Source organism: Mesorhizobium sp. BHbdii (assembly GCF_053848045.1).
Map to the genome: position 1 here is coordinate 2,122,300 of NZ_JBSPKX010000001.1, position 12,205 is coordinate 2,134,504.

Below are 12,205 nucleotides of genomic sequence, written 5' to 3' on the forward strand. Positions count from 1 at the left end.
ACCATGGCTGAGAAGACATACATTTGCCGCGTCGACGAAATCGAGACCGGAACTCCCTACATCGCCAAGATCCGCAGCCTTTCAGTCGGGGTTTTCCGTATCGGAGATTCATTCCATGCCTTGCTGAACGTTTGTCCGCACCGCGGCGCTCCGCTTTGCGAGGGACCGCAATGCGGAACCACGGCACCGGTCGACCAAGCGCAATTCATCTACCACCGCGAGAACGAAATCGTGCGCTGCGCCTGGCACGGCTGGGAATTCGACATAAAGACCGGTGCCGCCCTAGTCGACCCGGGCGTGCGTGCCCGAACATTCCCTGTCACGGTGGAAGCTGGTGAAATCTATGTAACGGCGTAGGATTTGCGTCAAACCGCGGAAAATCAAAAGGAGGCAAATCGGCTGAATCCGCCAGATCTGCTCGGTAAATGCCAACAACAAGAATGCGGGAAATCCGCAATGGGAGGAAGCAGTGTCGGAATCTGAGTATAAACTGCGCTTGGCGCAAGACCTGATCGGCCGCGGCAAGGTTTCGCGCCGTGATTTCATCCATCTAGGGCTGGCGGCAGGCCTGACGGTCGCCGCCGCCAATATGCTCTTCGTGAGCGTGGCGCGGGCCGCACCCAAGCAGGGCGGCTTCGCCAAGCTCGGCATGGCGCATGGCGCGACGACGGATTCGATTGATCCGGCCGGCTATCCCGATACCTTCACGCAAACCGCCTTTTCGGGTGCCATGTCCAACAGCCTGACCGAGGTCGACGCGAAAGGCAGCATCCAGCCGGATCTTGCCGAAAGCTTCGAGACCTCGGACGAGGCGACGACGTGGGTCTTCAAGCTGCGCAAAGGTGCGACCTTCCACAACGGCAAGACCATCACCGCGGACGACGTGGTTGCCTCTATGCAATATCACATGGGAGCCGACACTAAATCGGCGGCGAAGTCGCTGCTCGAATCGGTGACCAACATCAAGGCAGACGGCCCGGAAACGATCGTTTTCACGCTAAACAGCGGGAATGCAGACTTCCCCTACATCATGAGCGACTATCACCTTGTCGTCATGCCTGCCAAGGACGGAAAGGCGGACTGGGAATCGGGCGTCCGGACCGGCGCCTTCGTGCTTGAGAATTTCCAGCCAGGCGTCTCGGCGAAGCTCAAGCGCAATCCGAATTACTTCAAAAACGGCAAACCCTATTTGGACGAGGTGGAGTTTATCGCCATCACGGACCTCGCCGCGCGTATGGCCGCGCTGTCGACCGGCGAGGTTGATTATATCGGCCGCGCCGACCTGAAAACGCTCGGCATGCTGAAGCGCAAGCCGAATATCGATATCCTTGAGGTCACCGGCTACGGCCACTACACGCTGCCTATGAACGTGACGGTTGCCCCATTCGACAACCCCGATGTGCGCATGGCCCTGAAATGGGCGATCGACCGCGAGGAAATCGCGCAGAAGATCTTCCTTGGCCATGCAACCGTCGGGAATGACAACCCGATCGCGCCGGCTATCAAGTTCGCCATCAATCCGGAGCCGCAGCACAAATTCGATCCTGAAAAGGCGCGCTTCCATCTGAAAAAAGCGGGAATGGAAAATCTCAAGGTCGACCTTTCCGTCGCCGACGCCGCTTTCGCCGGCGCCGTGGACGCAGCCGCCCTCATCCGCGAGACGGCGGCCCAATGCGGCATCGATGTCAATGTGGTGCGCGAGGCCGAGGACGCCTATTGGGACAATGTCTGGCTCAAGAAACCGTGGTGCGCCTCCTATTGGAGCGGTCGTGCAACGGCCGACTGGATGTTCACGCAGGCCTACTCGGCCGATTCCAGCTGGAACGAGACGTTCTGGAAAAATCCCCGCTTCAACGAACTGCTGAACCAGGCACGCGCGGAGACCGACGAGGCCAAGCGCTCCGCGATGTATGCCGAAATGCAGCAGTTGACGCATGACGACGGCGGCGCCATCGTCCTGGTCTTCAACAATTTTGTCAGTGCCAAGTCCAAGAAACTGGCGCATGGCGAATTGGCGCCGAACTGGGAAAATGACGGACTGAAGATGGCCGAGCGCTGGTGGGAAGCCAACGCGTGACGTTCGCCAGGCGAACCGCCGGCGGCGCGGGCGGTTCGCTCTTTTCAGGGGAAACGCTCGAAGGCACCGCCCATGAACCCGGTCGTTAGGACGGTTCTGCAGCGCCTGGGTCTCGGCCTGATCACGCTGTTCATCGTCTCCATCATCATCTTTTCGGCGATTGCCATGCTTCCGGGCGATTTCGCCAAGGCGATGCTCGGGCAATCGGCGACGCCGGAGACGCTCGCTGCGTTCCAGCGCGAGATCGGCATCGATCGTCCGCCGGTTGAGCGCTATTTCGCCTGGGTCGGACAGATCGTGCAGGGGGATTTCGGCTCTTCCTTCGCAAGCCGCACCGGCTACCGGCGCACGGTCGCCGAGATCATTGCGCCCCGGCTCTACAACACGTTGTTCCTCGCCGTGATGACTGCCCTTATAGCGGTTCCACTCGCGCTGGGACTCGGCATTCTCGCCGCTCTCTACCGCAACAGCTGGTTCGACCGTGTGGTGAACACGGTGACGCTGACGACGATTTCATTCCCCGAATTCTTCGTCGCCTATATGCTGGCCTATCTCATCATCTCGCGCGACACGTTCATTGGAACCGAATTCGCACAGTCCCTGCCCGAGTGGCTCGCGGCTTCGATCAACTGGGTCCTGAACCTGGTTCCCAAATTTCCGACACTGGCGAACATCAGCGACCGAACGCCGTTCTGGGAGCACGTCTGGCGCGCAGCGCTGCCGTCCATCACCCTCACGCTGGTGATTGTTGCCCATATGATGCGTATGACGCGCGCTGCGATTATCAACATGCTGGCAAGCCCCTATATCGACATGGCGCGGCTCAAGGGAATGTCGCCGATGGCAATCGTTCTCAGACACGCTCTGCCCAATGCCTGGGCGCCTATCGTCACGGTAATTGCGTTCAACCTCGCTTATCTCATCGTAGGCGTGGTCGTCGTCGAGGTGGTGTTCGTCTATCCCGGCATCGGCCAATTGATGGTCGATGCGGTGAAGTCCAGGGATGTTCCGGTCGTGCAAGCCTGCGCCTTGATTTTCGCGGCAACCTACATCCTGCTTAACCTGACCGCCGACATCATTTCCATCGCCACCAATCCGAGGCTTTTGCACCCGCGATGACCAGCACCGAACATGCCGTGGCGGTTCCGAGACAGAGGCGCACGCGCGCCTCCCGGGTAAAAACCGCACTCAAAAAGGCTCCATTCAGCGCCTGGTTCGGCGTCGTGGTCATCCTTGGCTATGTCTTCGTCGCGCTGTTAGCGCCCTGGATAGCGCCCTACGGAGAAACGCAGGTTTTCACCGAGGCTTTCGCGCCTTGGAGCCAGGAGTTCATCGTCGGGACTGACCAACTCGGTCGGGACGTGCTCACCCGGCTGATCTATGGCGCGCGCAATACAATCGGCATCGCCTTCGCGACTACGCTTCTGTCCTTCGCGGTGGGCGTCACGCTCGGATTGCTGGCCGCGATGTACCGGGGGTGGCTCGACCAAATTCTGTCGCGCGCGGTAGACGTGCTGATGTCGATCCCAAGCCTCATCTTCGCGCTGATGTTGCTGTCCATTTTCGGTTCCTCGGTCACCAACCTGATCCTCATCATCGCCCTGCTCGATTCGACCCGCGTATTCCGGCTGGCGCGTGCGGTCGGGCTGAATGTTGCCGTCATGGAATACGTCGAAGCCGCACAACTGCGTGGCGAAGGACCGAGATGGATTCTGACCAAGGAGATCCTGCCCAACGTGCTGCCGCCGCTGATCGCGGAATTCGGCCTGCGCTTCTGTTTCGTTTTCCTCACCATCGCCGCGCTCTCCTTTCTCGGCGTCGGCATCCAGCCGCCGACAGCCGACTGGGGTTCGATGGTACGGGAAAACGCCACCCTCATCACCTATGGCGACATCACTCCGCTCTTGCCGGCAGGCGCGATCGCCCTTCTCACGGTCTCTGTGAATTTCGTTGTCGACTGGTTCCTGCACGCGACAAGCGGGTTGCGCGATGAAAAGTAAGGATTCTGGCCTACGCGAAAAGGGGACGAAACTCCTCAGCATTCGCGACCTTCACGTCGAAGGGTTTTCCGACGAGCGCTGGCACCCGATCGTTCGCGGTGTGAATCTCTCGCTAAGGCGCGGTGAGGTCCTCGGCCTCATAGGCGAGTCCGGCGCCGGAAAGTCCACTATTGGGCTTGCCGCGATGGGATATGCCAAGCCAGGTTGCCGAATTACGCAAGGGTCGATCGTGTTCGACGGGATCGACCTTCTCGCCATGAGCGAAACCGCACGGCGGCGGCTCCGAGGCTCGCGCATCGCCTATGTCGCACAAAGCGCGGCCGCTTCCTTCAACCCGGCGCATCGGCTACTCGATCAGACGGTCGAAACAGTCGTGGCTCACGGGATCGCCAGTCGCGAGGCAGCGAATCGGGATGCCATCGAGCTTTACCGGCGTCTTCACCTGCCGGATCCGGACACCATCGGATTCCGCTATCCTCACCAAGTCTCCGGAGGGCAGTTGCAGCGGGCGATGACGGCGATGGCGATGGCCTGCCGGCCCGACCTCATCATCTTCGACGAGCCGACGACGGCGCTTGACGTAACCACACAGGTCGAGGTCCTCGCCTCGATCCGCAAGATTGTCGAAGAGTTCAACACTGCCGCGATCTACGTCACGCATGATCTGGCCGTCGTCGCGCAGATGGCGGACCGGATCATGGTTCTGCGCCATGGCCGTACTGTGGAGGAGGCCGAAACACGCCAGATGCTTGCGGCGCCGACTGAAGACTATACGAGGACGCTCTGGGCGGTGCGAAAGCTAGCCAAACCAGAAGTGCCGGCCGCGGACCATCTGCTCACGATCGACAACATCACCGCCGCCTACGCCGGGGCAGTCAAGGTTCTGCAGGATGTATCGATCAAGGTGCCGCGCGGACGGACGGTAGCGGTCGTCGGTGAATCTGGTTCCGGTAAATCGACGCTCGCCCGCGTCATAACCGGCCTGCTGCCGCCGGTCTCGGGCTCGATCTCATTTGCGGGACATCGTCTGCCAAAAACACTGAAGGAGAGGCCTAGAGACATTCTGCGCCGCATTCAGATGATCTACCAGATGCCTGACAACGCGCTCAATCCGCGTCAGACCGTCGAGGAAGTCATCTCCCGGCCGCTCGAGTTCTATCTCGGCCTCAAAGGGGCGGCGTGCGACCGCCGCGTTGGCGAACTCATGCACATGATCGAGATGGACGAAAGCTTCCTCGACCGTCTGCCGGGCGAACTTTCGGGCGGTCAGAAGCAGCGCATCTGCATTGCCCGGGCGCTAGCTGCTAATCCGGAGCTCATCATCTGCGACGAGGTGACCTCGGCCCTTGACCAGATCGTACAGGAAGAGATCCTGAAGCTCCTTATGCGGCTGCAACAAGAATTCGGAGTCAGCTACATTTTCATCACGCACGACATCGCGACGGTGCGGGCAATCGCCGACGAAATTGTCGTCATGCACCAAGGCAAAGTCGTCGAGCAGGGGCTCAAGACCGAAATCCTGACGCCGCCGCATGCTCCGTATACCGAACTGCTTCTCTCCTCGGTGCCGGAGGTGGATCCAGACTGGCTAACGAAGCTGCTGGAAACCCGGGAGCGCAAGCGGGTCGGCGCGGCGAACTGAATCCCAACGTATTGACCGCTTGAGACTCCGGCTCCAGTTCTCGCGCGAACGTCCGATATTGAGGGGTGGCGGGAATCACCGGTTATGCCGCAACCGCGACGTCCAGAATGGTTGCAACAATGTCTGCTTTCATCAGTAGCAACGGTCACCTCAACGGCCGATATTAGGCGCGCAGCAGTCGTTCACCCAAGTGTGGCAAGAACGACTGCAACGGGTTGAAGGCAGAAATTGGTGGCGATCTACCTGAGTTTATTTCGCGAAGACGGTTCGCTCATTTAGGAAACGGGCCGTATTCCGAGGCCATGTCGATCGGCTGAATCAATTCCTCTCCGCCCTTATTCTTGCTCAAATTCACCTGCCGATCGACTCTGTTGAATTGCAGTTGGCCACCGAGATCGCGCCTGAGCAGGTCCTTGGCCGCTGAGGTCGGCGTCGCCGGATCCAGTCAGGCGTCATGGCGGCGGGATCGAGAATTATCGGCTGCCGATCGTGGAGGTTGGCCATCGAAGGCTGCCCTGTCCGTCGGGCAACCGGCACCAGAGATAGCCCCGCGCCGTGTGATCATATTCACCGTCACCGGCGATCAATCACCGGCATCGGTCCGCGCCACTGACGCTGGCCAGGTCTTCCTTCACACGGTCGAAATCCTTCCGCCCAAATGGCCGGCCGGTGTTGTCCACGCTGGGAGGCAGGATGTAGACGAGGTGATTCGCGACCGCTCGATGAAAAGCGGTCAACGATTGCAAAGACACCGCGTTCCTTTGCTTGGCCGGGCAATTGACCTATGCGGACGGCATCGGGGCATTCGTCCCCGAGACTGACCGGGCGGGCGATTTGCGCCGTCCACCTAGCGCATCAAACCCGCCGCCCGAAGGGCATCCTCGATGATCTTCTTCACGCCGGGCTGGCCCGATTCCGTGTGACGCGGGAACTGATGGAGGGCAGCCAAATGTGGGGGCTTCGTCTTCGCATTTTCCATAGCTGGCGCCAGTGACTGGGGTAGTTTCCGTTCGCTGGCGGGCACTTGCGGCCTTGATTTCCGGGAGGCGCTTTCCTCCGTTGCCGCGATCCCCCAGAACTGCGCGATCTCGCGTGTGGAGGCGATGCCGACATCAATCATATAAGGTCCCGGAGCGCCGAGGCCGTTGCCGAGCGGCGTGCCGTGGCCCATCCCGGCGATCATGTTGATTTCGATCAAGGCCTCTCCCGCGCCGTTACGCCAGACCTGCTTTGCGTGCGGTCCGACAGCTTCCACGCGCGCCGGTGATTTTTCAAGCCGGTGGACGCCTCGCCATTGGCCTGCGATCGCTTCTGCGTTGGAAGGCGAAACCGTGTGGTCAGCGGCACCGTGCCAAATCGAAATCCTCGGCCACGGTCCCGGATGATCCGATGCGCGGCGGAGCGCCCGTTGCAGATCCTGTTCCGATGGACCGCCGTGGCCGCGCATGCGATCGAACGCCTCCGGGATTGTCGTTGCGCTGCCGTAGGGCAGGCCGGCAATTAACGCACCGCCGCCAAACACTTCCGGATAGGTCGCCAGCATGGCCGCCGCCATTGCAGCTCCGGCCGAGAGGCCGGTGATGAAGATGCGCCTTCGGTCGAGACCGTGCGTGACGACCATCGTCTCGATCATCTGGCGAATCGAAAGCGCCTCGCCGGAACCACGCTTGGTGTCGCCAGGCTGGAACCAGTTGAAACAGAGGTTCGGATTGTTGCCGCGTTGCTGTTCGGGAAAGAGCAGCGCGAAGTCAGCCTCGTCGGCGAGTTGGGACCAGCCGGAATGATGGTTATAGCCGGCCGCGTTCTGTGTGCAGCCATGCAGCACGACGACGAGCGGGGCGCCCTTGGATAGGTGATTGGCAATGTAGAACTTCGCTCCCAACCCGCCGGGATTGGTACCGAAGTCGGCCAGCGTCTGGAGATGGTCCGACGCGCCGAGGTCGGCGGTATGCGTGGCATGTCGCGCCCGCAGCGCGGCGAGGCGGGCGATGGTATCGGGGATTTTTCGCAATGGAGCCGTCCCTGTTGTGACCGCCCGGAAGACGGCAATCTGTGCAACGCACGCGCAGCAATATCGTTGCTGCACTGCACAAAATCAAGGGCGCTGGGGAGATGGAGTCCGGCCGACCTCTGCGCCGGCCGGGAGTAAACGTCTTCAGCCTCGACTAGCTGTGAGATAGAGCGCGTCTTCTGCAAGACTTGTCGGCATTGGCCCGCGGCAGCACGCGCCGCCCTCTGCGCATGCAGGCACAGGCACGCGCCGGCTGGAGATCAGCTACCTTTAGTCTGGGTCGTATTCGGGGGCACCTCGTCGAGCAGGGTCGTTTGATCCGAGCCGTGCGTCGGCTCAACTGGGGGTATTTCCCCATTTGGGGTCATCTGATTGACAGCATCAGGCAGATCTCGCGTGATCCTGGCAATGAGCTCCTCTCGCGAAAGCCCGGTCTGCATAGAAAGAGACGTGAGCGTATCCTCGTCTATGGCCATCTCCACCTCGCGTGGCTCGATCGGCTGGTTCGGCCCAGTGCTCACCCAAGAGTCTACCTTCGATCCCGAGCCCACACTTCTAAATCGTTCGAGAATGTCGCCGAGAGCAGTGCCTGATACACTTTTGGACAGTTGATCGACGATTCCACCTTGCGGATTGCTCGGATCCCGCTCTCGTGCGCGACCGATCATGTCTCCGATCTTGTCGCGGTTCTGGTAAGCTAGAACCCCAAGCATCGCGATCGCTAATTTTCCCAGATTCGCCATTTCTTCCTCCTCGTTCAGATGGAAGGGCTCGGCCTCGCAAAAGTTCCGCGAACGATGATCTAATATTGTGCAGGACGCACGCTGCAATTTGCGGTTTCCGAACTATCGGTTTGAAAGAACTAGGCTTTCGTCATCGATTGTGCAAACTGCAAACGGTGGCTTACAGTTTGCACACCACTTGGGAACAGCAACATGCCGACCCCAATCGCGTATTATCGGGTTGTCCCCAACATCGGCAAGGACGCTCGGGCTTGGGGGGCCCAGCGTGCCGCAGCCGCCCGCTTTGCCGAGGCCGAGGGAATGATCATCCTCCAAGAGTTCACCGAGATCGAAACCGGAAAGGGCGCGGATGCTCGGAACGGACCAAGGCCGCCCTCGCCCCTTGCAAGACCACTGGAATGAACTCGGTAATCCGACCAATACAGCGGAAGCTGCAGCGAGAGGTCGACAGATCTCGATCCGGCAGGCTGACAGATTTGCCCAGACCGTGCTGCCATCATCGCACCCATTCGGAACGGTTGGCCGTGTCGGGGGTTACCTCAGACCAAAATGAGAGGAGACCCCACAATGGACCACACCGATCACGTACGGCTTACGAATGCTGAACTGCGCGCTGACGTTGTTGAAGGAGCGACGATCTACGGTCGAGATGATGAGGAAATCAGTTCGATAGATCACGTCCATGGAACCGGAGACCAGGCCCAGGTCGTGTTCGATGTTGGCGGGTTCCTCGGCATTGGCTCGAAGCGCGTGGCGCTGTATGCGAGTCAGCTCGATTTCATGCGGGACGAAGAAGGAACCGTGCATGCCGTCACGCAGATGACCACGGACCAATTGAAGGAGCTACCTGAGCATCACGATAGCTGATCTGTCTTGGCCCGGCCCTGCCGGGCCGTTTCACACATGCGCCAACGTAAAGGTCGAGCCGTCCAGCATCAATTCAGTAAGCGCCCAAACCAGCGCATCGGCACGATCAGGCTACCCCTCGCCGACATTGGCCTCCGGTGCGATCAAGCACATCTGATTTTCCAATTCTGGCATGGACCCGACGTGCGAGACGCGGCCTTTCTTGCCGCGGCTGGCCGTCACTTCCTTGCAAGGAGCGGTCGGCTCGATGGTTTTGATGACGTGCTCGACCATGGCGCCGCCGAAATTGCGCTCTGCCACGATCCTGTCGGCCTTCACCTTGTCCAGCGTCTGCGACCAGCGGCCATGATATGCATCGACAGCTCGGCGCCCCCAGCCGTCAGGAGATAGCATGCATGTCCGGTCAGCAAGAACGTAAGCGCGACCGTCGATACCCTTGCCAGCCACGATGAAGCCAATCTCGTCACCATCATCGCTTTGCCCCTTGGTGCCTGAAGGGTGGACCGCGACCACGACACGCTGCAGATCGGGCTGGCGGCAATGTTAATTTCTTCGCCCTCGGCCGAGGGTGCTTCGGCGGATAGCCAGTCCGGCGGACCCGCTCGCTCCCCACCCCGGTTAGGCGCGTGCGTCCCTGGAACGGAGTCGCATCATCGACGTTACCGGGCCAACCAAACGCTGCCAATGATATGGAGGAACGGGCGTGATCGAGTTGACCGAGAAGGAAAAGCGCTTTCTCAAGCGCGTTGACACCATCACTCACGTTCCCTGGTCGAACAAAGTCACCGCCGCAGATGCCAAAGGCAAGCCAATGCGTATCGCAAGGGCGACGTTTGCCCGATTAAGAGACGACGGCATCATCATCCGATCTACTAGCGACCTGACCTCGAACACCTACGTCATTAATTCTGCACCCGTGACGCCACAAGTCGCGGAAGTGCAGGAAGCGTCCTGATCGGGCGGGATTAACCGTGCGGATCGCCCTGATCTCAGCGCCCGATGATCGCGCCTGATTTTGGTTGCGCAGGTCACCGTTTGAGCACTCGCGGGAACAAAAGGTCGTGTCCGCCTGTTAGATCGCATCTCCAACAACGGGAGACTGCGATGCTCACCAAATCTCTATTAGCCCTTATGCTGGCTACCAGCCTAACTGCAACAGCAGCACCTGCCCTTTCGCAAGAGACGCCAACACCTACACCGCCTGCCGCAGCCGATGATGCTCGCGACGACTTCGACTGGGGTTGGTTGGGCCTTATCGGCCTACTGGGTCTGGCAGGTCTAGCAGGCCGCAGGAGGCGGGACGACACTCTCGGTCGGACGAACGTCAGGTAGTGAGCTACGGCGTGAGCGAGCGCCGCTCCGCCATCCTCGCCGCCCTATGTAGCGCTCTGCCTCAGATGTGCGATGCTGAGCACCGCACTGGCGCCTTCTCTGCGTCGCACAGTGCGGCGTTCTACTTTTTACGCTTATACGGGAAGGTGGCGTCGCCATCATCATTCCCGGATATGGCGCGAGGATTGGCGCTAGCGACGCCGTCGCTGGTTCCACCTTTGTGGTTTTTCTCTGACTGGCCCCAGGCGTCCTCTTCCGGCCCGGGCTTGCCCGACGAGCGCTGAAACGCTCGATCGACTACCGAGCGGCTGCCTTCGGCCGGGTCGTCATCAAGACGGTTTTTCTTTGACATGGCTCTTTCTCCAAATGAGAAATCGCCAACTCGGCATGACGAACAAAGTTCCCTAGATTTGGCGACTCCGCCTCTGCCCTTCCCGCTGGCGATACCGTGCCCTAGTCGGACTAGGCCGCCGTCAACTGCAATGGGCGCTCAGGCGGCAGAGGCCCCGTCTTCCTCTACTTTTCGATCGGCCTCCGCCGCCTCCATTTCAAGCCGCTCCAAATGGGCCTTGAAGCGCGGGTCGAGCACCGGTACGTAGCGCGAGAACGTATCGACGACCGTCAGGACGCGGATCTTCTTGCCCGTCGCAAGCTAGTCGTGAACGAAGACCATCGCCCACACGTCGTTGGGTTCGACGGCTGGTTGGCGATCGTCTCGCAGCTTCGCCTTGACGCGCCTTTTCGGTGTTTTGTTCCTCAGCTGAAGCCCTAATCCCTGTAAATGCGATAGGTCCGCTTCATGTTGATATCCCAGCCCTCGCGGGTGAGCATCACGTGCACGCGCCGGTAACCGTAACGAACCCGCGTCGCACAGATGTCTTTGATCCGAGCTTCGATGCCGGCCTGGTCGCGGCGGCGGGACTTGTAGTGATAGGTCGAGGTGTCGAACTCCAGAACCCGGCATGCCGGATCGACACGTTCCAGTCACAACAGGTATCCGCCACCAGCTCGCGTTTGCGACCAGCCCTCACAGTTTTCGGCGGATCACGTCCTGCAGCATCTCCTTGTCCAGCGACAGGTCGGCGACCAGCTTCCTGAGCTTGCCGTTCTCGTCCTCCAGCTGCTTCAGTTGCTTCATCTCCGTCGGCAGCAGCCCGTCATATTTCTTTTTCAGTTGAAGTAGGTCGCCTGGCTGATCCCGGCACGCCGGCAGATCTCCGCCACCGGGTTCCCATCGGCTCCCTGCTTCAGAATGAACGCCTTCTGCGCGTCCAAAAACTTCGATGCTTTCATCGCTTCTGCTCCTCTCCCAGCCGGGAAACTACAGCGGAAAACTCCAATTCTGAACGGTCCAGATCCTGGGGATCAGATCAAAGCCGGGAGACTTCCCCGCCTGATGCGTGCAACACCTTGATCTAAGCGCAATTTGCCTCATTCAAACAGACGAGGACAGTAGCCCGGCCTGATTCTACGTTAGGAGGTCGTCCTGTGAACTCGTCCTGGAGCAATTATTGCACGTTATCCGAAAACAGA

13 protein-coding genes and 1 pseudogene are annotated in these 12,205 nt (G+C 60.1%); 9 read left to right on the top strand and 5 right to left on the bottom strand.

All coding sequences use genetic code 11. The features are described 5' to 3' along the window. The first annotated feature begins 3 nt into the window (after positions 1 to 3). From ACWTU8_RS10340 to ACWTU8_RS10360, 5 genes are all read left to right on the top strand, one after another. Positions 4 to 357 (top strand): Rieske (2Fe-2S) protein, encoded by a 354-nt coding sequence (locus tag ACWTU8_RS10340; RefSeq protein ID WP_023797723.1) that lies wholly within the window; start codon positions 4 to 6, stop codon positions 355 to 357. 112 nt (positions 358 to 469) lie between these two features. Next, on the top strand, positions 470 to 2,077 hold the full coding sequence (locus ACWTU8_RS10345; protein WP_455848001.1) for an ABC transporter substrate-binding protein: 1,608 nt from the start codon (positions 470 to 472) through the stop codon (positions 2,075 to 2,077). A 72-nt stretch (positions 2,078 to 2,149) separates the two neighbouring features. After that, positions 2,150 to 3,196, top strand: coding sequence for an ABC transporter permease (locus ACWTU8_RS10350; protein ID WP_455848002.1), 1,047 nt, complete (start codon positions 2,150 to 2,152; stop codon positions 3,194 to 3,196). Further along, positions 3,193 to 4,077, top strand: a complete 885-nt coding sequence (locus tag ACWTU8_RS10355; protein WP_455848003.1) for an ABC transporter permease — start codon at positions 3,193 to 3,195, stop codon at positions 4,075 to 4,077. Before ACWTU8_RS10350 ends, ACWTU8_RS10355 begins: the two co-directional genes overlap by 4 nt. After that, on the top strand, positions 4,067 to 5,719 hold the full coding sequence (locus ACWTU8_RS10360) for an ABC transporter ATP-binding protein (RefSeq protein WP_455848004.1): 1,653 nt from the start codon (positions 4,067 to 4,069) through the stop codon (positions 5,717 to 5,719). Before ACWTU8_RS10355 ends, ACWTU8_RS10360 begins: the two co-directional genes overlap by 11 nt. Positions 5,720 to 6,566: 847 nt before the next feature. Here ACWTU8_RS10360 and ACWTU8_RS10365 read toward each other — a convergent pair. Together ACWTU8_RS10365 and ACWTU8_RS10370 are read right to left on the bottom strand one after the other, a co-directional pair. Then, a complete protein-coding gene (locus ACWTU8_RS10365) occupies positions 6,567 to 7,730 on the bottom strand; it encodes an extracellular catalytic domain type 1 short-chain-length polyhydroxyalkanoate depolymerase (protein ID WP_455848005.1) in 1,164 nt (387 codons plus the stop codon). 260 nt (positions 7,731 to 7,990) lie between these two features. After that, a complete protein-coding gene (locus ACWTU8_RS10370) occupies positions 7,991 to 8,473 on the bottom strand; it encodes a YidB family protein (protein WP_455848006.1) in 483 nt (160 codons plus the stop codon). Between the two features lie 192 nt (positions 8,474 to 8,665). Here ACWTU8_RS10370 and ACWTU8_RS10375 point away from each other — a divergent pair, with 192 nt between their 5' ends. After that, a complete protein-coding gene (locus ACWTU8_RS10375; RefSeq protein WP_455848007.1) occupies positions 8,666 to 8,875 on the top strand; it encodes a hypothetical protein in 210 nt (69 codons plus the stop codon). 165 nt (positions 8,876 to 9,040) lie between these two features. Continuing rightward, the gene (locus ACWTU8_RS10380; protein ID WP_029353907.1) at positions 9,041 to 9,340 is read left to right on the top strand and encodes a PRC-barrel domain-containing protein; all 300 of its coding nucleotides are present in this window, start codon (positions 9,041 to 9,043) and stop codon (positions 9,338 to 9,340) included. 111 nt (positions 9,341 to 9,451) lie between these two features. Here ACWTU8_RS10380 and ACWTU8_RS10385 read toward each other — a convergent pair whose 3' ends face one another. Then, positions 9,452 to 9,853 (bottom strand): hypothetical protein, encoded by a 402-nt coding sequence (locus ACWTU8_RS10385; RefSeq protein WP_455848008.1) that lies wholly within the window; start codon positions 9,851 to 9,853, stop codon positions 9,452 to 9,454. 190 nt (positions 9,854 to 10,043) lie between these two features. Between ACWTU8_RS10385 and ACWTU8_RS10390 the strand changes: the two genes are divergently transcribed. Continuing rightward, entirely contained in the window at positions 10,044 to 10,295 is a 252-nt protein-coding gene (locus ACWTU8_RS10390) for a hypothetical protein (protein ID WP_065008252.1), read from the top strand. A gap of 149 nt (positions 10,296 to 10,444) precedes the next feature. Further along, positions 10,445 to 10,672, top strand: a complete 228-nt coding sequence (locus ACWTU8_RS10395; protein WP_084831449.1) for a WGxxGxxG family protein — start codon at positions 10,445 to 10,447, stop codon at positions 10,670 to 10,672. A gap of 121 nt (positions 10,673 to 10,793) precedes the next feature. On the opposite strand, the gene ACWTU8_RS10400 is transcribed toward ACWTU8_RS10395, so the two are convergent. After that, complete coding sequence (locus ACWTU8_RS10400; RefSeq protein WP_455848009.1) at positions 10,794 to 11,024, bottom strand: hypothetical protein; 231 nt, start codon at positions 11,022 to 11,024, stop codon at positions 10,794 to 10,796. Positions 11,025 to 11,246: 222 nt separating this feature from the next. Beyond that, positions 11,247 to 11,965, bottom strand: a pseudogene (locus ACWTU8_RS10405) (transposase); the annotation flags it as partial. Positions 11,966 to 12,205: the final 240 nt, after the last annotated feature.

Bases quoted from the DNA above. Each gene is read 5' to 3' on its own strand.
- ACWTU8_RS10375 (WP_455848007.1), top strand. From the start codon at position 8,666: ATGCCGACCCCAATCGCGTATTATCGGGTTGTCCCCAACATCGGCAAG.
- ACWTU8_RS10340 (WP_023797723.1), top strand. From the start codon at position 4: ATGGCTGAGAAGACATACATTTGCCGCGTCGACGAAATCGAGACCGGA.
- ACWTU8_RS10370 (WP_455848006.1), bottom strand. From the start codon at position 8,473: ATGGCGAATCTGGGAAAATTAGCGATCGCGATGCTTGGGGTTCTAGCT.
- ACWTU8_RS10355 (WP_455848003.1), top strand. From the start codon at position 3,193: ATGACCAGCACCGAACATGCCGTGGCGGTTCCGAGACAGAGGCGCACG.
- ACWTU8_RS10400 (WP_455848009.1), bottom strand. From the start codon at position 11,024: ATGTCAAAGAAAAACCGTCTTGATGACGACCCGGCCGAAGGCAGCCGC.
- ACWTU8_RS10360 (WP_455848004.1), top strand. From the start codon at position 4,067: ATGAAAAGTAAGGATTCTGGCCTACGCGAAAAGGGGACGAAACTCCTC.
- ACWTU8_RS10380 (WP_029353907.1), top strand. From the start codon at position 9,041: ATGGACCACACCGATCACGTACGGCTTACGAATGCTGAACTGCGCGCT.
- ACWTU8_RS10395 (WP_084831449.1), top strand. From the start codon at position 10,445: ATGCTCACCAAATCTCTATTAGCCCTTATGCTGGCTACCAGCCTAACT.
- ACWTU8_RS10350 (WP_455848002.1), top strand. From the start codon at position 2,150: ATGAACCCGGTCGTTAGGACGGTTCTGCAGCGCCTGGGTCTCGGCCTG.